The organism is Streptomyces sp. NPDC021019 (genome assembly GCF_044333295.1).
Taxonomy (GTDB): domain Bacteria; phylum Actinomycetota; class Actinomycetes; order Streptomycetales; family Streptomycetaceae; genus Streptomyces.
In genome coordinates, this window is the sequence record NZ_JBIRQR010000001.1 from 1,021,132 (window position 1) to 1,040,225 (window position 19,094).

A 19,094-nucleotide genomic window follows, 5' to 3' on the forward strand; every position below is an offset into this window, starting at 1 on the left:
ACCGGGGCCCGGGCCAGGAAGAATCGGGGTGCGTACCGCCAGGTGATGCCCAGTGGTGAGACCCTGCACAGGGCGAGCTGCGCAGGGCGGGATTCGACCGGGCGGTAATTCGCGGACTTCGTCGCCGAGGTCCGTCTACGGGGAGGTGGCAGGCAAGTGGTGGAGCAGCTGACGCAGCACGACCCGAGACGGATCGGCCCGTTCGAGGTGCTGGGACGGCTCGGGGCCGGCGGCATGGGGCTGGTCTATCTCGCGCGGTCGGCGTCCGGCCGGCGGGTGGCGATCAAGACGGTGCGGACCGAGCTCGCCGAGGACCAGCTCTTCCGGGTCCGCTTCACCCGCGAGGTCGAGGCCGCCCGCGCGGTCAGCGGGTTCTACACCGCCGCCGTGGTCGACGCCGACCCGCGGGCCGCCGTGCCCTGGCTCGCCACCGCCTATGTGCCCGCACCCTCGCTCGAAGAGATAGTGAACGAGTGCGGCCCCATGCCGACCCAGGCGGTGCGCTGGCTGGCCGCCGGCATCGCCGAGGCCCTCCAGTCCATCCACGGCGCGGGCCTCGTCCACCGCGACCTGAAGCCGTCCAACGTCCTCGTCGTCGAGGACGGCCCCCGGGTGATCGACTTCGGCATCGCGTCCGGCGTCTCCAACACCCGGCTGACCATGACGAACGTCGCCGTCGGCACGCCCGCGTACATGTCGCCCGAGCAGGCCCGGGACTCCCGCAGCGTCACCGGGGCCAGCGACATCTTCTCGCTGGGCTCCACGCTCGTCTTCGCCGCCACCGGGCACGCCCCCTTCCACGGGGCCAACCCGGTCGAGACGGTGTTCATGCTGCTGCGCGAGGGCCCCGACACCGAGGGGCTGCCCGACGATCTGCGGCCGCTGATCGAGTCCTGCATGCAGATGGACGCCACCCAGCGGCCGAGCCCCGCCGACCTCCAGGCCCAGCTCGCCCCGCACCTCTTCGCCTCCGGCAGCGACGACAGCGGCACGGCCTCGGCCTGGCTGCCGTCCTCGGCCACCGCGATGATCGAGCGACGCAGAGGCGGCGGGCGCACCGCGCCGCCCGCCCCGGCGGTGCCCCCGCCGCCACCGCAGCAGCCCCCCAGGGCTCCGGAGCGGGACACCGCCTGGCGCAGCGGGGCGGACCTGCGCTCGCCCTCCCCGCTGTCCTCGCCCTCGCCGCTGTCCGGCGTGCCCGGCCCCGCCGCGGGCCCGTCCGCCGCTGCCGACGGCGGGCCCGTCCAACTGCCCGGCGCCAAGGTGCCGATCGGCCCCGGTCCGCGTGCGGGGGAGGGGCGCGGGGCCGCCGCCGCGCACCCGGCCGCCGCGACCGGGTGGGTCCGGCCGCCCGCCGGAGCGAACGGTTCGCCGGCGGCCACGTCCCCCACCGCCCCCGTCCCGGCCCCGGGCCCCGCCCCGGACGGCGCGGCGCCCGTACCCGACCGCTGGCGGCCCTGGCGCTTCCGCATGTCCAACGACGTGTGGGGCACGCCCGTCGTCTCCGGCGACCTGCTGTACGTGACGTCCTTCGAGGTCCACGCGCTGGACGTGGGCAACGGCCGGCGCCAGTTCAAGACCCGGGACGTGGCCTGGGCGATGGCCGTCGAGGGCGGCCGGATCCACGCCTCGGACGGCCCCTCGCTGTACGCGCTGGACGCCACGACCGGCGCCGAGCAGTGGCGGCTGGCGACCGACGCCTGGGTGTACGCCCTCAAGGCCGACCGCGGCACGGTCCTGACCGCGACCCGGGGCGGCGGCGTCCAGGGCTGGGAGGCGTCCAACGGCGAGAAGCTGTGGGAGATCACCGGCGCGCAGAGCGACTTCGAGACGGCGGAGGCCGGCCCGGTCATCCACGACGGCACGGTGTACGTCTGGCAGGACGCCCGGCTGCGCGCGCTGGACGCCCGTACGGGCATCGAGCGCTGGTCGTACCCGATCGGCGACGCGGCCTCCTGCGGCGGTGTCCCGGTCCGGGTCACCCCGGCCCCCGACGGCTACGTCTACGTCGCGGCGGGCACCCGGGTGCTGGCGGTCGAGACCGGCTCCGGCCGGGTGCGCTGGCACTTCGAGGCTCCCGCGGTCTTCCTCTCCCCGCCCGCGTTCGCGCCGGGCCCGGCGGTGACCGGCGGCGGGGTGTACCTCGCGGACTACCTCGGCACGGTGTACGCGCTGGACGCGACGACCGGCAAGGACCGCTGGCGGATCGCCACGGAGGCCCGCTCCTCCATCGAACCGGTGCTGGTCGCGGTGGGCAACGTGCACGTCGGCAGCGGCAGCGCGCTGTACACCCTGGACGCGGTCACCGGCACCCCGAAGTGGCGCTTCGCGGCGGGCGGCGACGTGGTGGGCTCCCCGGTGGTGGCGGACGGCCGGGTCCACTTCGGCTCGGCGGACCACGTGCTCTACACCCTGGACGCGGCGGGCGGCCAGCTGCGCTGGAAGCTCGCGACCGGCGGTGAGATCACGGGATCGCCCGTGGCGCAGGCGGGCGTGGTCTACGCCTGCAGCAAGGACCGCTGCGTGTACGCGCTGGACGCCCTGAAGGGAACGGGCACGGGGAACAGGGCCCGGACCTGAGCCGGGTCCTGTCCTCAACGCCGGACGGGCTCAGGGACGTCCTCAATCGCCGGACGGGCTCGATTTCCGGCCCCGGCGGCACACCCAGCCCGTCCGGCGTTTGAGGACGGAACCCTCGTGCGGACGGGCGTGGGCCCCGCGGTGATCCAGCCCGTCCGGCGTTCGAGGACGGAACCCTCGACGGGGTGGCCGTCAACCCTGCGGAGGCGGCGGCGGGCGGTGCGGCGGGTGTACCGGGTCCCGGGGATCGTCCTCCGGATGCGGGGCCCGGGGAGAGGGCGGCGTACGGGGATCACGCGGGTCGGGCCCCGTGTACGGGTCCACCTCCGGCTCCGGCCACGGCGACGTCTGCACGGACATCCCCGGCTCCTGCGTCGGCGGCCAGGTGTCCACCTGATCCGCCGCCGGAGCGGCATACGGCTCCACCGGCTCCCGCTCCCGCCGGCTCCGCCGGCCACGCCGGCCGCGACCGCTCATCAGCAGCGCCCCGATCACCATCAACAGCCCGCCCGCCAACGCGTTCACCACGCCCACCTGGAGCCCGGACCCGTCCCCGGCCACCACCAGCGACCCCGCGGCCTGACCCTGGCGGACCATCCACAGGACCGTGAAGCCCAGCACCACCAGACCCGCGAAGGCGACCACGAGCCGCGAGCGGAGCACCACGCCCACGATCACCAGCAGCGCCGTGGCGAGGAACGGCAGCAGCATCGAGACCAGCACCCCGGACTCCGCGGCGGTGATGCCTCCGAAGAGGTCCTCCACCCGGTAGTCCTGCCCCGCCCGCCCGGCGTACCAGTCGCGGAACGGGCTCAGCACGGCCGAGGCCGCCCCGGCCAGGGCGACGAGGGAGCCGAGGACGTTGCGGATCATCGTCGGCCTCCAGGGCGTCGTCCCGCGAACACGCACCCCCCCCCGCAGCCGACGCTACGCCGGGACGATCACCCCCGCCATGCGGACGATGACGGGACCGTGACAGGGTCATGACTTGGGCATGGGGTCGCGTGCGGCATGCTGAGGGTGACGACGCACGCCATCGGCGCGACGTACCGGCAACGAAACTCAAGGGGGGCTGCATCCATGATGCGGCGACAGACGAAGCTTGCGGCGGTTCTGGTCGTGGTGGTGCTCGCGCTCACCGGGTTCTCCACCTCTTCCAGCGGCGGCAAGGGCAAGAGCGGCAAGAGCGGCAGCTCGGGCGGCGGCGGTTGCTCCAGCTCGAAGAAGAGCAACAACGGCTACCGCGACAACGACTTCGACGAGGACTACGACGACTCCTCGTCCTCCGGCTCGTCCGGCTCCTACGGAACCCCGACGCCCACCGCGTCCGACGCCCCCACCGTCCGGGTGATCCGCTGCGCCGTGCCGCGCAAGGGCAAGCGCAAGGCGGTCACCTCGTCGCTGGTCGAGGTGCGGTCGAACTACCCGGGCACGCAGGCGTACGAGATCGACGTGCGGTTCGTCGACGGCCTGGGCAACACCGTGGACACGGCCGAGGCCACCACGATCCTCGACGTCGATGAGGTGGACACCCTCACGGTGCGGATGGAGAGCCCCGGCAAGGTGTCCCGGGTGAAGCGCTGCGTCGTGACCGCCGAGGCGGTCTGACCCGGCTCCGGCCCGCAGGGGACGGACAAGGGCGGGGGCAGGGGACGCCCAGGATGCTCACCGCACCCGGGGCTCCCCGTCCCCGCCCCGTCCCTCGAACAGCTCCGTCTGACGTTCCGGGGGCAGACTGCCCAGGGCGATCAGCGCCGGGGCCTGGGACATCGCCTGGGTCCTGGCCGCCTCCTTCGCGGACCACACCGCCCGGACCGTGCCCTGCACCGCCTCCGTCGGGTAGCGGGCGATCACCGTCGCCGACCGCAGCGCCGCCGCCACCGCACAGCCCGGCTCCGTCACCTCGCTGACCAGGCCGATCGCGTACGCCCGCCCGGCGCTCAGCCGTTCCCCCGTGCCCATGAGGGACATCCGGGCGACCTCCCCGAACGGCATCCGCTGGGCCATCGCGATGGCCTCGTACGCCGAGACCATCCCGTACGTGGTGTGCGGGTCGAAGAACGTCGCCTCCCGGGACGCGACCACGAACTCCGCCTCACCCAGCAGGTAGAACGCCCCGCCGCAGGCCATCCCCTCGACCGCCGCGACCACGGGCTTCCACAGGTCGTTCGCCTTGGGGCCGATCCGCAGGAGGGGATCGTCGACGGCGTACGGGGACGGGGGCTGCGGCACGGTGACGCCCCGGTCGATCCCCGTACAGAAGGCACGCGTCCCGGCCCCGGTGAGGACGACCGCCCGCACCGACTCGTCGTACCGCAACCCCCGCCACAGCACGCGGAGTTCCTCGGCGGTCTCCAGATCGATGGCGTTGAGCTTCGCCGGTCGGTCCAGGGTGACGAGCGCGACCCCGGCCTCCGTGTCCCGCTCGATGCGCAGGGCCATCTGCTCACCGCTCCAGGAGCCAGCGGACGAGTGTGATCCCGCCGCCGGGTCCCGCCGGGCAGAACACGGCCCGCACCGGAGCCCCGATCCGCAGCCGCGCCGGGTCCACCGAGTTCAGCGGAGCGTCCGGGGCGGCGACGACGTTCCCGGCCAGCCGGATGCGCGGCGCGTCCTCCAACTCGACCAGCACCGCGTTGTACGGGGCCTGTTCGGCGTAGGCGGGGAGCAGGGGCGGATGCGGGATCACGTACGACCAGAGCCGGCCGCGCCCGCTCATCTCCCGCCACTCGCTCTCGAACGAACCGCAGTGCGGGCAGCAGGGCCGGGGCGGGAAGCGCAGTTCGCCACAGGCGGGGGCGGCGCAGGCCTGGACGCGGAGCTCGCCGCGGGCGGTGTACTCCCAGAAGGGTGCGCCGTCCTCGTCGGCGACGGGAAGCAGGAGGGGATCGTTCACGGCCATGTCCTCAACTCCTCAGCAGTACGGCCGACGTCGGAACGCCCTCGCCCGCGGTGACCAGGCAGGTGGCGGCGTCCGGCACCTGGGCGGTGGAGGTGCCGCGCAGTTGTTTCACGCCCTCGGTGATGAGGTTGAAGCCGTGGACGTACGCCTCGCTGAGCCCGCCGCCCCCGGTGTTGACGGGAAGCCGCCCGCCGCTCTCCAGCGCCCCGCCCTCGGTGAACGCGCCGCCCTCGCCGCGCCCGCAGAAGCCGTAGCCCTCCAGGGAGAGCGGGACGAGCGGGGTGAACGCGTCGTAGATCTGGGCCACATCGACGTCCCCGGGCCCGAAGTCGGCCTGCTTCCAGAGCTGTCGGGCGGCGGTCCAGGCGGGGCCGGTGAGCGGGTCGTCGTTCCAGTAGTTGACCATCCCGTGGTGCTGGGCGGGCAGCCCCTGGGCGACGGAGTGGAGGTAGACGGGCTTCCGCCGGCAGTCGCGGGCCCGTTCGGCGGAGACGATCACGCAGGCCAGCGCCCCGTCGGTCTCCAGGCAGTTGTCGAAGAGGCAGAGGGGTTCGCTGATCCAGCGGGAGGTCATGTACATCTCGCGGGTCAGCGGGCGGTCGTACATGATCGCGGCGGGGTTCTGGTTGGCCCGGTTGCGGCAGGCGAGCGCCACGTTGAAGAGGTGGTCGCGAGTGGCCCCGTACTCGTGCATGTACCGCCGGGCCAGCATGCCGATCTCGTCGGCGGGCCGCAGCAGCCCGTAGGGACGGGTCCACTGGGCGGGCGTGGGGAGCTGGACGGCGGTGTTCTTCCACGGCCGGGGCCCGGAGCCGCGTTTGCGCGACCGCCAGGCCACGCCGACGCTCGCCTGTCCGGTGGCGACGGCGGCGGCGAGGTGGGCGAGCGTGGCGCAGGAACCGCCGCCGCCGTAGCCGACCTGGGAGAAGAAGGTGACGTCCCCGGCGCCGATCGCCTTGGCGACCTCCACCTCGTCGGTCTCCTCCATCGTGTACGAGGCGAAGCCGTCGACCTCGGTGGGGGCGATGCCCGCGTCGTCGAGGGCCGCCAGGATCGCCCGGCAGGCGAGGGCCTTCTCCGACTCGGGGAGCCGTTTCGCGAACGCCGTCTGCCCGATCCCGGCTATCGCCGTCGCGTCCTTGAGCGTTGCCATCCGCTGACCTCCCGCACCGTCGCCCCTGCTGACAGCCGCAGAGGCTACCGCTAATCTGACGGTTAGTCAGCTACTGCGACGGCGGGAGGGCGCGTGATGCGGGGCGACGAGGAGTGGGGCAGCATCCCTGAGCTGGTGCGGGCGGCGGCGCGGCGGTACGGCTCCGTCGAGGCGGTGGCCGACGGCCGTACCCGGCTCTCGTACGCCGAGCTCGGCGAGCGGGTGGAGCGCGCGGCGGCCGCGTGCCTCGCCTCCGGCGTGGAGCCGGGGGACCGGGTGGCGATCTGGGCCCCGAACACCCTGGACTGGATCGTCTCCGCGCTCGGGGCCGTGACGGCCGGCGCGGTGCTGGTCCCGCTGAACACCCGCTTCAAGGGCACGGAGGCGGCGTACATCCTGCGGCGCAGCCGGTGCAGGCTGCTGTTCGTCACCGGCACGTTCCTGGGCACCTCGTACGTGGCGTCGCTGCGGCGGGCGGAGGTGGGACTGCCGGACCTGGAGCGGGTGGTGGTCCTCGCGGACACGGCCCCCGAGGACTACACGAGCTGGCCGGACTTCCTGGCGGCGGGGGAGAGCGTCCCGTCCTCCGCCGTACGGGAACGGGCCGTCGGCGTCTCCCCCTCGGACCCCTCCGACATCGTCTACACCTCCGGCACCACGGGCCGCCCGAAGGGCGCGGTGATCACCCATGCGCAGACGCTGCGCGCGTACGCGGTCTGGAGCGACCTGGCGGGCCTGCGTGAAGGCGACCGCTACCTCATCGTCAACCCCTTCTTCCACACCTTCGGCTACAAGGCGGGAATCATCGCCTGCCTCATGCGGGGGGCCACGATGGTGCCGCAGCCGGTGTTCAACGTGGACACGGTTCTGGCGAACATCGCGGCGGAGCGGATCTCGGTCCTGCCCGGCCCGCCGACCCTCCACCAGTCGCTCCTGGACCACCCGGCGCGCGACGCGCACGACCTCTCGGCCCTCCGCCTGGTCGTCACCGGCGCGGCGGTGGTACCCCTCCAGCTGGTGGAGCGCCTGCGCGAGGAACTCCACATCGCGACGGTCCTCACCGCGTACGGCCTCTCCGAGGCGAGCGGCATCGTCACCATGTGCCGCCGGGGCGACGCGCCGGAGGTCGTGGCCACCACGTCCGGCCGCGCGATCCCCGGCACCGAGCTCCGCGTCCTGGCGGAACCGGGTGCTCCGGGCGAGGTCCAGGTGCGCGGCTTCCACGTGATGAGCGGGTACTTCGAGGACCCGGACACGACGGCCGCCACGATGACCGAGGACGGCTGGCTCCGCACCGGCGACGTGGGCGTCCTCGACGCGGCGGGGAACCTGCGGATCACGGACCGGATCAAGGACATGTTCATCGTGGGCGGCTTCAACGCCTACCCGGCCGAGATAGAGCAGCTGCTCGGCCTCCACCCGGACGTGGCCGACGTCGCGGTCATCGGCGTCCCGGACCCGAGGCTCGGCGAGGTCGGCAAGGCGTACGCGGTCCGCCGCCGGGGCGCGACGCTCACTGCGGACGACCTGATCGCCTGGTCCCGCCGCGAGATGGCGAACTTCAAGGTGCCGAGGGCGGTGGAGTTCCTCCCGGAGCTGCCGCGCAACGCGAGCGGCAAGGTGGTGAAGGGGGAGCTGCGGGGGCGGTAGATCTCGGATTGCGGGCGTTTGTTCGGTGTCGCTGGATGGGGTGAACGACGGAGGGCGTCGCAATGCCCGCCAGCGGTATGGTCAAGGGTATGGCAACCAAGAAGTACACGGTCACCCTGCCGGAGGAGCTGGCGGAGGAGATCCGCAGCGAGGTGGGCCCCGGCGCGTTCAGCGCGTATGTCACGCGGGCCATAGAGAGGCAGCGCGAGCATGACCGGCTGGGGGAGCTGGTCGCCTGGATGCAGGAGAAGGACGGCCCGCTCACCGAGGAGGAGCAGGCCGCGGCCGCCGCAGAGCTGCGCGACATGGAGCGGTGGTTCGAGGAGCGGGAAGCCGACGGCCGTGGCGATCAGGCGGCTGCCGCCGGATGAAAGACATCTGCTTCGTCCTGGACAGTGAGGCGCTTTCCAGGATCGCGCTGCGGGATCGCACGTTCACGGGCATCCTGACGAAAGCCCACCAGTCGGGCATCCGGGTGGCGACCAGTTCCATGACGCTCATTGAGGCGTATCACGGCAAGATCCGCATGCCGGCGTGGAGCTGGGCGATGGCACGGGTGGTCGTCGAACCCGTCACCAAGGACATCGCCGACGAGGCGATCCGCCTACTGCGCGAGGCCGGACTGCACGGCCACAAGTACGCCGTCGACGCCGCGCTTGCCGCGATCGCGAACCGGCAGCCGGGCCGGACGGCGCTCTTCACGTCCGACGTGGACGACCTGGGGAAGCTGTGCCGGCCGAGGGTTCAGCTGCGCGGCCTGTAGGCACGGTCCCGGACATGCGGGAGGGGCCCGATCGCTTCCCCCGACTCGGGCCCCTCACACATTCCCCCGTACCGCGACCGCGGCGGCTCCCCCTCGGCGTCGCCGCGGCAGTTCCCTGTCGCCCGGTCGGCTAGGGCTGCTCTCCGGACATGTGGTCGTCCTGGGGCTTCGCGACATTCTTGTCGGCACCGGACATGTGGTCGTCCTGGGGCCCCACGAGACCCTTGTCCGCCCCGGACATGTGGTCGTCCAGAGGCTTCGGATTGATCGTGGGCTTGCTGATGTCGCTCATGGTTCGCTCCAACGTGGATCAGCGGACAAGGCCGGAAAGCCCGTCCGGAGACTCCCCCGGAGGTCGCCGGACGGGCTGGGGCCGCCTAATCTAACGCCGCGGCCGCCGGAGGATCCGTCTGCCCCCCGACGCGACGGATTCCTAGGGATGAGAGTGCCGTGGGGGGATAAACGAACGATGAACGCCCTGTCAGCGGCGCCTTTGGTCCGCGTCCAGGGGGGACAGCAGGCCGCGAACCTCCGCCGCTTCCTGCGAGCCGTGGTTCTCGAAGATCGTCAGCGCCTCGACCCAGCACGCGTGCCCCCGGTCCACCTGGCCCAGAAGCTTCAGAGCCTTTCCCAGGACGGTCAGCACGGTTGCCCGCCGCCACTCCCCTCCGATACCCCGGAGTGCGATGGCCTGCTCGGCATGTGCGGCAGCCTGCGTCGGACGGCCGGCGAGAAGGTGCAGTTCAGCCAGTCGGAAGTGGGTCATTCCTTCCCAGAGCGGCTGACGGCTCTCGTGGAAGATGTCCAGTGCGTCAGTGAGTTGGGTGAGCGCGTCGGTCAGGTCTCCCGCTTGGGTGAGGGCGATGCCCAAGGCATAGCGCCCGTTCGCCAGGCGCAGACTCAGCCCCTGGCGGTCGTATATGTCGACCCCTTGCCGGGCCAGGGTCACCGCGCTGTCCGTCCGGCCCATGGCCAGTTGCGCCCGTGACAGGTTGCAGAGGGCGCTCGCCTCGCTCGGCCAGTTGTCGTCGTTCCTGAAACTGGCGATCGCCACCTGCAGGTACTTCTCCGCCTCCGCGTAGCGGCCTTGGTAGACCGCGATGAAGCCCCGCGTGTTCGCCGCGTACCCGCCGGGGATCGGATCCTCGTCGGCCTCGGAGAGTGCCATGGCCTTCTCGGCCTCCTCCTCGGCCTCGTCGAACCGGCCCGCGAAGTGAAAGACATTCGTGAGAGCCGTACGGGCCCTGCCCTCGGTGTGGACATCGCCCGTACGAACGGCGGCGGAGAGCACCGCCTGAGCGGCCAGCTCGTACCGCCGGGAGTTGGCCCCGGATTCGGGTAGATCCTTCGCGGCGAGCAGGAGGTCGGCCGCCCGGCGCAAGGAAGCCGAGTCGGTGGACTGGTGGGCGCACGCCAGGATGCACTCGGCCTCCGCGTGGATCCAGTCCAGCGCCGGGCCCCGCCGCTCGAACACCAGGCCCGGCCGGTCGACGGGCGCCAGGTGATCCACCAGCCGGTCCCCCGGCCGCTCCAGCGCGTACACCCCCGCGGCCGTGGCCAGGTAGAAGTCCAGGAGCCGCGACAACGCCAGCTCCCTTTCCACCGGAGGCTGTTCGTCCCGCTCGGCGCACGCACGCGCGTAGAGGCGCACCAGGTCGTGGTACCGGTAGCGGCCCGGGGCGGCCGACTCCACCAGGCTCGTGTCGACCAGGGCCTCCAGGAGGTCCTCGGCCGCGTGCGGGTCCAGGTCGAGCAGGGCGGCAGCCGCGGCCAGGGAGATGTCCGGGCCGTCCGCGAGGCCCAGGAGGCGGAAGGCGCGGGCCTGCACCGGTTCCAGCTGGCCGTAGCCGAGTTCGAACGTGGCCTTCACCGCGAGGTCGCCCGCCTGGAGCTCGTCCAGGCGCCGGCGCTCGTCCGCGAGCTTGGCGGCGAGGACCGAGACCGTCCAGGTGCGGCGTGCCGCCAGGCGCGAGGCGGCGATGCGGATGGCCAGGGGCAGGAAGCCGCACGCGGCCACCACGTCCAGCGCCGCCTCGCGCTCCGCGCCGACCCGCTCCGCGCCGACGATCCGGGTGAAGAGCTGGAGCGCCTCCTCGGGCGACATCACGTCCAGGTCCACCAGATGCGCCCCGGCCAGGTCCACCATTCGCACCCGGCTCGTCACCAGCGCCGCGCACCCCGGCGTACCGGGCAGCAGCGGGCGGATCTGGGCGGCGTCGTGGGCGTTGTCGAGGAGGATCAGGATGCGGCGGCCGTCCAGCGTCGAGCGGTAGAGCGCGGCCCGCTCGTCCAGGGTGTCCGGGATCGCCGAGTCCGCCGTGCCGAGCGCCCGCAGGAACGAGCCGAGGACCGTCTCCGGCTCGGCCGCCCGGGCCCCCGCGCCCTGGAGGTCGACGTAGAGCTGCCCGTCGGGGAAGTACCGACGGGCCTGGTGGGCGACGTGCACCGCCAGCGTCGTCTTGCCGACGCCGCCGATCCCGGCCACCGCGGAGACGGCCATCACCGAACTCCCGGCCGTGGCCAGCCGGCTGCCCAGCTCGGACACGAACGCGGACCGGCCGGTGAAGTCCGGCACCGTGGCCGGAAGCTGCGCGGGCTTCAGCGGCGCGGGCGCGGGGGCCGGCTCGTCCGCCGGGCGCGCCAGCTCCTCGTCGGCGCGCAGGATGCGCTGCTGGAGCTGGGCCAGTTCGGGGCGCGGGTCGACGCCCAGCTCCTCCGCGAGGAGGCGGCGGGTGTCCGCGTACACCGCGAGGGCCTCGGCCTGCCGGCCGCTGCGGTACAGCGCCACCATCAGCAGCTCGCGCAGCCTCTCGCGCAGCGGGTGCGCGGCGGTGAGCGCGGTCAGCTCGGAGACGGCCTCCGCGTGGCACCCGACCTCCAGGTCCAGGTCGAGCCGCGCCTCGGTGAGCTGGAGCCGCCACTCCTCCAGCCGGGTCCGCTGGTTGTCCGCGTACGGGCCCGGCACCGAGGCCAGCGCCTCGCCGTCCCACAGGCCCAGCACCTTGGTCGTCAGGGTGCGCGCCTGGGCGCGGTCACCGGCCGCCCGGGCCTTCTCCGCCTCGGCCGCGAGGTCCTGCGCCAGCGTCAGGTCGAGCGCCGCCCGGTCGGTCCGGATCGCATAGCCGCCGGACTCGCTCACCAGGGTGTCCTGGCCGAGGATCTTGCGCAGCCGCGAGGCGTACGTCCGGATCGTGGCCAGCGCCTGCGAGGGCGGGTCCTCGCCCCAGAACGCGTCGATCAGCTCGCCCGCGGTGGCCGTCCGGCCCTCGCGCAGCAGCAGCGCGGCCAGCAGGGCGCGCTGCTGGGGCGAGCCGGAGGAGAGCAGCTCCGAGCCCCGCCAGGCCCGTACGGGGCCGAGCACGGTGAACCTGAGGGCGTCCGCCGTAACCGGTTTCTCCGGAGTTCGCTGCTCCGGTACGCGCACGCGTGGCCCGCTGTCACGGTCCATTGATGCCCCCTGTCCTGCTCGCCTGCCGGTCCCGCTCGGCTGCGGATCCTGCCGGTGCTGCCCGTGTCCGTATGTCCGCCCGTGCGTCGAAGTGCGGTATGCATCCGGATGGCGCGGTACCGCTGGTATCGCGCTCAACAGTCTGCCTTGTCTCGGGCGGACTCGTCAGCAGTGGGTGATGCTCTGCACAAGCCCTCGACAACGATTCGGGAACCGTGCCACGTGTCGTACACCCGCCATGAGACATGTCAATGCGTGCGCGATAGCTGACGGTTCGTCAGATCGGCGCTACCGTGGAACGTATGGAGACCTTCCCGAAGATCATCTCGGTGGACGACCACACGGTGGAGCCCGCTCATGTCTGGCGGGACCGGCTCCCGTCCAGGTACGCGGACGCCGGGCCGCGCGTCGTCCGGGCGCCGCTGAAGGAAATGACGTTCCTGGGCGGCAAGTTCGCGCCCGTGATGGGGGCGAAGGGCGACGGCGGTCCGGTCGGCGACTGGTGGGTGTACGAGGACCTGCGCCGTCCGCTCACCCGCCTGGACACCGCCGTCGGCTACGACAGGGACGAGATCAAGCTGGAGATCATCACCTACGAGCAGATGCGGCCGGGCTCCTTCTCGGTGCCGGACCGGCTCGCCGACATGGACGTCAACCACGTGCAGTCCGCCCTCTGCTTCCCGACCTTCCCCCGTTTCTGCGGGCAGACGTTCACCGAGGCGAAGGACCGCGAACTGGGGCTGCTCGGCGTGCGCGCGTACAACGACTGGATGGTGGAGGAGTGGTGCGGCCCCGAGGCGCACGGTCGCCTCATCCCGCTCACGCTCGTCCCGCTGTGGGACGCGGAGCTCGCCGCCGCCGAGGTCCGGCGCAACGCGGCGCGGGGCGTGCGCGCGGTCGCGTTCTCCGAGATACCTCCCCATCTCGGACTTCCGTCCATACATGCGGACGACTGGGATCCGTTCCTCGCCGCCTGCGACGAGACGGGCACCGTCATCGCCATGCACATCGGCTCCTCGTCGAGGATGCCGTCCACCTCCGCCGACGCCCCGCCCGCCGTAGGCTCCACGATCACCTTCGCCAACTGCTGCTTCTCGATGGTCGACTGGCTGATGAGCGGAAAGTTCGAACGCTTCCCCAACCTGAGGATCATGTACGCGGAGGGGCAGATCGGCTGGATCCCGTACATCCTGGAGCGCGCCGACGTGGTCTGGGAGGAGAACCGGGCCTGGGGCGGGGTCGCCGAGAAGGTCCACCGGCCGCCGTCCGAGCTGTTCGCCGAACACGTCTACGGCTGCTTCTTCGACGACGCCTTCGGGCTGAGGAACCTCGACGCGATCGGCGTCGGCAACGTGCTGTACGAGACGGACTACCCGCACTCCGACTCCACCTGGCCCCGCTCCCGCGAGGTCGGCGAGGAGCAGATGGGCCACCTGGCCCCGGACGTCGTCGACCGGATCGTCCGCGGCAACGCGATCGAGCTGTTGGGCCTCACGGAGGACGGCCTCTGGGCGGAGGCGTAGGGCCTGGGCCGGTCCCGCGTACGAGGAGGGACGGCGCACCCCTCCCCGTACGCCCCGGATCGGATCAGGCCTTCGCCACCGGCTCCTGGAGCTCCGTCACCCAACTATCGCGGTCCGGCGGGCACTCCAGGCTGACCTCCCGGGTGTAGCCGGTGGAACGGCAGCCGTTGGCGTCCAGCCAGCGGGCCAGGGTGTGGGCCGTCGAAAGGACGTCGTCCATCGCGCCCCGGTGCACGATCGTGGCCGCCTCGAACGGCGGCAGCTCCACCACCCGCACCCCCGTGTCCCCGACCGCTCCCACCGGGGCCGACACCGTCACCCCGGCGTGCACCGTGATCGCGCCGCCGCCCTCGGGGGCGTCCTCGTAACGCGCGATCCCGGGACCGGTGGGCCGGAGGCCGGCACCCTCCAGGAGCGGGAAGAGCCGCTCGTACAGCGGGCCGATCACCGGCCCGATGTCCTGCGGCTGGTAGCTCGCGGCCGTTCCGGTCAGCTCGGCCACCCGGACCGCCGGAACGGTCTTGACCACAACGTCGTCGGCAGGCATGTGCCCCTCGCTCTCGATCGACCGGAGCCTCGCCTCGACCCGGGCCAGCCGCGCGGACGCGGCCGCCACCGCCTCCGCCAGCTCGGCCCGGCGCAGCCGCAGCATGCCGCGCAGCTCCTCCGGGCCCACCCGCTCGTCCAGGACCGCCCCCACCTGCTGGAGCGTGAAGCCGAGGTCCTTGAGCGCGAGGATCCGGTTGAGCCGGGCGAGCTGGGCCGCGCCGTAGAGGCGGTAGCCGGTGGCCGGGTCGGTGCGGTCCGGGCGCAGCAGTCCGATGGCGTCGTAGTGACGCAGCATCCGGGGCGACACCCGTCCGTACCTGGCGAAGTCTCCGATGGTGAACATGATGGCTCCCACTGCATGCCTTCACACGGGGTCAAGGTCAAGCGTCGCCGGGGCGGGATACGTCAGCAGGTCGGCCGACAGGTTCGTCAGCAGGTCGGTCGACCGGCCCGTCAGCAGGTCGCCGACCGGCCCGTCAGCCGTGCCGTTTCGGGTCCAGCAGCTGTTCGCGCAGGGCGGTCAGCTGGTGCGAGGAGCCGACGGCCCGGTCCTCGTCCAGGGTGGCCAGCGCCAGCAGCAGCGCGTCGGCCACCAGCAGCCCGGTCAGGGACTCCGCCGTTATACCGGTCGGCGTGTGCGGCGCGGTGAGCACCGCCGCGACCCGGTCCGCGTACGCCTCGCCCAGCTCGTCGGTCACCAGGACCACCTTCGCGCCGACCGAGCGGGCCCGTTCCATCAGGACCGACAGCTCCATCAGCCGCCGTCCCGGCTGGAAGATCACCACCGCGTCGCCCTGCCCGAGCGCCAGCAGTTGGTCCGCCAGCGCGAACCCGGTCTCCGAGACGGCCCGGGCCCGGCGGCCGATCCGGCCGAGCGCCAACGCCAGGTGCCGTGCGCCCGGTTCGGAGGCGGCGACCCCGTAGGCGAAGACCTCGCGGGCCTCGGCGAGGACGGCGACCGCCCGTTTCAGGGAGTCCGGACCGGTCAGCCGGCGGGCCTGGTCGATGCGCTCCTGGGCCTCGTCGAAGACATCGGTCCAGATGGAGTCCAGGTCCTGGCCCACGTGCGCGATGCGCCGCTTGAGCCGCACCTCGGGGGCGACGGCCGAGGTGAAGTCGTTGGCCAGCTCCCGCTTGAGCGCCGGGAGGCCCGCGTAACCGAGGCGTTGCAGGGCCCGTACGACGGTGGCGTTGCTGGTGGAGCTGGCCGCGCCGAGCTGCTGCGCGCTGGCGAAGAGCAGCTGCTCGACCGGCGCGCTCACCAAGTACTGGGCCACGGCCCGTTCAGAAGCGGACAGATCGTTCCATTGGTCACGAATGGCAGCACGGAGCCGCGTCACTCCGGTCTCGTTCTCTGGAATTTCCATTACAAGCATTGACTTCCGTGTGACCAGCGTTACTGTCCTGGGCAGAACGTTCCAAAGGGAACGCGTTCTGAAATCGACGTTACAGGATCGTGCTGGTTCCCGGTCTCCGGTTGCCGGTTGCCGGTTCCCGGTCTCCGATCCCGGTTCCTGTTCGTCGGTCGTCGAAGCGTTCCGTCGCGAGGAGAAGAATGGCACCCCTTCCCACGGAATCCGCCCCCGTCCCCACGGATTCCGCACCCCCGCCCAAGGATTCCGCCGCCCGGATCCTCCCCGTCATCGAGATCTCCGGCTCACCGCTGGAGCGCGGCCGGCAGTACGGCGAGGCCGTCCGCCCCCAACTGCACGCCGCCCTCGGCTACTACGAGGAGGCGTTCGGCCGCTCCGCCGGGCTCACCTGGGACAAGGTCACCGCCCGCGCCGCCCGCTGGCTGGAGCCCGTGAGCGCCTACGCCCCCCACCTCGTCGAGGAGATGCGGGGCATCGCCGACGGCGCGGGCGCGGACCTCCTGGACGTCCTCGCGCTCAATGCCCGGGGCGAGGTCATCTACGACAAGTCCTTCGCCGAGATCGCCGCCGACGGGTCGGGGGAGGGGCCGGCCGACGAGGAACCCGCCGAGGGCTGCACCTCGTTCGCCGCGTACGGCCCCGCCAGCGGCGACGGCCACGTCTACGCCGGGCAGAACTGGGACTGGCGCGCCGGCGTCGCCGACACCGTCGTCATGATCCGGATCGTCCAGCCGCCCAGACCGACCCTGATCATGCAGGTGGAGGCCGGACAGATCGGCCGCCAGGGCGCCAATTCCGCCGGGATCGCCTTCAACGCCAACGGCCTCGGAGGCCGGTTCGACGACCGGATCGGACTGCCCCAGACCGTCGTCCGACGCACCGTGCTCGACCAGGACAACATCGCCGACGCCCTCGACGTGCTCTGCCGCACTCGGGCCCACATCGCCAGCAACGCCCTCCTCACCTGCCGCGAGGGCTTCGCCATCGACCTGGAGACCACCCCCGCCGGGCACGGCTGGATGTATCCGACCGACGGCCTGCTGGTGCACGGCAACCACTACCAGGCGGGCATCCCCGCCCCGCTCGCCGCCGCCGGCTACCGCCCGATGTCCTCCGACTCCCTGGTCCGCGTCCCCCGCGCCGAACAGGGCCTGGCCGCCCTGCGCCACTCCACCGGACCCGACGAGTCCCGGAAGCTGATCCGCCGGGCCATGTCCGACCACCTCGGCCACCCCGAGTCCCTGTGCACCCACCCCGACCCGCGCCGGCCGGCCGTCGAGCACTGGACCACCCTCGTCTCCTCCCTCGCCGACCTCACCACCGGCGACTACCACGTGACCGCCGGAACCCCCTGCGACCGCGAGTACCAGCACCTTCCCTGGAACCTCTACGACGGCCCGCACGGCGGCCCGGAACCGACAGGAACCCAGCCATGACCCACCGCACGCCCGACACCTTCTGTCCGCCCGCCGCCGAAGGCCGGGCGGTACCCGCCGCCGTTCCCGGCCGCGCCCTGCGCCGTACCGCGCCGGTCGCCGCCGCCGTCGTCGCCGCCCTGCTCGCCGCCGGGTGCAGCGGGGCCGCCAAGCCCGTCGGCAGCGGCTCCGCCGCCGACGCCGGGCGGCTCACCCTCACCCCGACGACGGCCGCCGCCAAGGGCGAACTCCCCGAAGCCCGCTGGCTCCTGGAGGACGAACCGGACTCCCTCGACCTGGACACCCAGGGCTCCAGCGCCGGCCGGGTCGTCCTCACCAACGTCTGCGAGCGGCTCTACCAGCTCCAGCCGGACATGACGACGAAGCCCTTCCTCGCCGAGAGCGTCGAGACCCCCGACGACACCACTCTCGTCCTCAAGCTCCGCTCCGGCGTCACCTTCCACGACGGCACCCCGATGACCGCCGACGACGTGCTCTGGAGCCTTCAGCGGCACGCCGACCCGGACATGGAACAGGGCGACGAGTTCGAGAACGTCGCCGCCATGAAGAAGACCGGCGATCGCGAGATCACCCTCTCCTTCAAGGCCCCCGACGCCCTCTTCCTCAAGGCGCTCGCCGGCGACGCGGGCATCGTCTGGAACAAGGAGCAGGTCGAGAGGGCGGGCCGGGACTTCGGCACCCCCGGACAGCCCGACGCCTGCACCGGCCCCTACCGGCTGGCGAACTGGAAGTCCGGCGACTCCATCACCATCGAGCGCTACGACGACTACTGGGGCGACAAACCGCTGACGAAGCGCGTCACCTTCCGCTGGGCCACCGACAGCGCCCTGGTCAACGCGCTCACCACCGGGGCCGCCGACGGCGCGTACGCCGAATCGCCCAACACCGCCGCCGCCCTCGACGGCAAGAAGGGCATCACGCAGCACTACGGCCCCTCCACCTCCTCACTCGTCCTCATCCCCACCGCACGCGGCGGACTGAAGGACCCGGCCGTGCGCCGCGCGCTCTCCCTCGCGCTCGACCGCAAGGGCATCGCCGCCTCCGGCTACGGCGGGATGGTCCAGCCCTGGTCCACCCCGGTCGGCTCCGGCGCGTGGGGCTACGAGAAGCCGGTCTTCGAGGCCGCCCAGCGCGCCGCCGACCCGGCCGCCCCCGCGAGCCCCGACGCCGAGGACATCGCCGCCGCGAAGAAGCTGGTGAAGGACTCCGGCGCCGACGCGGCCACCCCGGTCGTCATCGGCACCGACGCCAGCCAGGGCCGCACCGTCGTCGCCAACGCCGTCCGGGCCGCCCTCCAGCGGATCGGGCTCACCGGGCAGATCAAGACCGTGCCCACCGCCCAGTTCGAGCAGTTCTACAGCGACCCCGAGGCCCGCGGCGGCATCGACGTCCTGGTCGGCGACTGGTACATCTCCAAGGCCGACCCGATGGGCTTCTACGACAACGCGCTCACCGGCTCCTCCAACAACTGGGTCGGCTTCGCGGACCCCGCCTACGACGCCACGGTCAAGAAGGCGCTCGCCACCCTCGACGACGCCGAGCGCGCGAAGCTCGCCGCCGAGGTCCAGAAGAAGTTCACCGACGCCGCCGTCTGGATCTCCGTCGCCCAGGTCCCCTCCGTCCTCGTCCTCGACGAGAAGCTGACCGGACCGCCCGCCTCCATGGCCTACCTCTACTACCCCTGGGCCGCCGACCTCGGCGCCAAGAAGGGCTGACC

At 72.5% G+C, this 19,094-nt stretch carries 16 protein-coding genes; 8 read left to right on the top strand and 8 right to left on the bottom strand.

Annotation, left to right across the window (positions count from 1 at the left end):
* The first annotated feature begins 156 nt into the window (after window positions 1-156).
* Window positions 157-2,580, top strand: coding sequence for a PQQ-binding-like beta-propeller repeat protein (locus tag ACH4RG_RS04770; RefSeq protein WP_397927684.1), 2,424 nt, complete (start codon window positions 157-159; stop codon window positions 2,578-2,580).
* A 192-nt stretch (window positions 2,581-2,772) separates the two neighbouring features.
* Here ACH4RG_RS04770 and ACH4RG_RS04775 read toward each other — a convergent pair whose 3' ends face one another.
* Entirely contained in the window at window positions 2,773-3,453 is a 681-nt protein-coding gene (locus tag ACH4RG_RS04775) for a hypothetical protein (RefSeq protein ID WP_398539120.1), read from the bottom strand.
* A gap of 207 nt (window positions 3,454-3,660) precedes the next feature.
* Here ACH4RG_RS04775 and ACH4RG_RS04780 point away from each other — a divergent pair, with 207 nt between their 5' ends.
* Window positions 3,661-4,188 carry a hypothetical protein gene (locus ACH4RG_RS04780; RefSeq protein WP_397919665.1) on the top strand — a complete coding sequence of 176 codons (528 nt, stop codon included), beginning with the start codon at window positions 3,661-3,663 and terminating at the stop codon, window positions 4,186-4,188.
* A gap of 57 nt (window positions 4,189-4,245) precedes the next feature.
* On the opposite strand, the gene ACH4RG_RS04785 is transcribed toward ACH4RG_RS04780, so the two are convergent.
* The 3 genes from ACH4RG_RS04785 to ACH4RG_RS04795 are packed head-to-tail and all read right to left on the bottom strand — an operon-like array spanning window position 4,246 to window position 6,635.
* The gene (locus ACH4RG_RS04785) at window positions 4,246-5,022 is read right to left on the bottom strand and encodes an enoyl-CoA hydratase/isomerase family protein (RefSeq protein ID WP_397927688.1); all 777 of its coding nucleotides are present in this window, start codon (window positions 5,020-5,022) and stop codon (window positions 4,246-4,248) included.
* A gap of 4 nt (window positions 5,023-5,026) precedes the next feature.
* Window positions 5,027-5,482, bottom strand: a complete 456-nt coding sequence (locus ACH4RG_RS04790; RefSeq protein WP_397919669.1) for a Zn-ribbon domain-containing OB-fold protein — start codon at window positions 5,480-5,482, stop codon at window positions 5,027-5,029.
* 4 nt (window positions 5,483-5,486) lie between these two features.
* Window positions 5,487-6,635 (bottom strand): lipid-transfer protein, encoded by a 1,149-nt coding sequence (locus tag ACH4RG_RS04795; protein ID WP_397919671.1) that lies wholly within the window; start codon window positions 6,633-6,635, stop codon window positions 5,487-5,489.
* 96 nt (window positions 6,636-6,731) lie between these two features.
* Here ACH4RG_RS04795 and ACH4RG_RS04800 point away from each other — a divergent pair, with 96 nt between their 5' ends.
* The 3 genes from ACH4RG_RS04800 to ACH4RG_RS04810 all read left to right on the top strand — a co-directional run bounded on the left by ACH4RG_RS04800 (window position 6,732) and on the right by ACH4RG_RS04810 (window position 9,048).
* Window positions 6,732-8,285: a FadD3 family acyl-CoA ligase gene (locus tag ACH4RG_RS04800; protein WP_397927834.1), complete on the top strand. Its 1,554-nt coding sequence runs from the start codon at window positions 6,732-6,734 to the stop codon at window positions 8,283-8,285.
* Between the two features lie 89 nt (window positions 8,286-8,374).
* The gene (locus tag ACH4RG_RS04805; RefSeq protein WP_397919673.1) at window positions 8,375-8,656 is read left to right on the top strand and encodes a hypothetical protein; all 282 of its coding nucleotides are present in this window, start codon (window positions 8,375-8,377) and stop codon (window positions 8,654-8,656) included.
* A complete protein-coding gene (locus ACH4RG_RS04810) occupies window positions 8,653-9,048 on the top strand; it encodes a PIN domain-containing protein (protein ID WP_397927690.1) in 396 nt (131 codons plus the stop codon). The genes ACH4RG_RS04805 and ACH4RG_RS04810 overlap by 4 nt, the downstream gene beginning before the upstream one ends.
* A 130-nt stretch (window positions 9,049-9,178) precedes the next feature.
* Here the strand turns inward: ACH4RG_RS04810 and ACH4RG_RS04815 are convergent, their stop codons facing one another.
* Both ACH4RG_RS04815 and ACH4RG_RS04820 read right to left on the bottom strand, forming a co-directional pair.
* On the bottom strand, window positions 9,179-9,340 hold the full coding sequence (locus ACH4RG_RS04815; protein WP_397919677.1) for a hypothetical protein: 162 nt from the start codon (window positions 9,338-9,340) through the stop codon (window positions 9,179-9,181).
* A gap of 189 nt (window positions 9,341-9,529) precedes the next feature.
* The gene (locus ACH4RG_RS04820) at window positions 9,530-12,496 is read right to left on the bottom strand and encodes a BTAD domain-containing putative transcriptional regulator (protein ID WP_398539121.1); all 2,967 of its coding nucleotides are present in this window, start codon (window positions 12,494-12,496) and stop codon (window positions 9,530-9,532) included.
* A gap of 302 nt (window positions 12,497-12,798) precedes the next feature.
* On the opposite strand from ACH4RG_RS04820, the gene ACH4RG_RS04825 reads away from it, so the two are divergent.
* Window positions 12,799-14,019: an amidohydrolase family protein gene (locus ACH4RG_RS04825; protein WP_397919681.1), complete on the top strand. Its 1,221-nt coding sequence runs from the start codon at window positions 12,799-12,801 to the stop codon at window positions 14,017-14,019.
* Between the two features lie 64 nt (window positions 14,020-14,083).
* Here ACH4RG_RS04825 and ACH4RG_RS04830 read toward each other — a convergent pair whose 3' ends face one another.
* A complete protein-coding gene (locus ACH4RG_RS04830; protein ID WP_397919683.1) occupies window positions 14,084-14,911 on the bottom strand; it encodes a MerR family transcriptional regulator in 828 nt (275 codons plus the stop codon).
* Between the two features lie 133 nt (window positions 14,912-15,044).
* Window positions 15,045-15,944, bottom strand: a complete 900-nt coding sequence (locus ACH4RG_RS04835) for a MurR/RpiR family transcriptional regulator (RefSeq protein WP_397919685.1) — start codon at window positions 15,942-15,944, stop codon at window positions 15,045-15,047.
* 179 nt (window positions 15,945-16,123) lie between these two features.
* On the opposite strand from ACH4RG_RS04835, the gene ACH4RG_RS04840 reads away from it, so the two are divergent.
* Together ACH4RG_RS04840 and ACH4RG_RS04845 are read left to right on the top strand one after the other, a co-directional pair.
* Window positions 16,124-17,377, top strand: a complete 1,254-nt coding sequence (locus tag ACH4RG_RS04840) for a C45 family autoproteolytic acyltransferase/hydolase (protein WP_397927694.1) — start codon at window positions 16,124-16,126, stop codon at window positions 17,375-17,377.
* Window positions 17,374-19,092, top strand: coding sequence for an ABC transporter substrate-binding protein (locus ACH4RG_RS04845; protein ID WP_398539122.1), 1,719 nt, complete (start codon window positions 17,374-17,376; stop codon window positions 19,090-19,092). The genes ACH4RG_RS04840 and ACH4RG_RS04845 overlap by 4 nt, the downstream gene beginning before the upstream one ends.
* The last annotated feature ends 2 nt before the right edge of the window (window positions 19,093-19,094 follow it).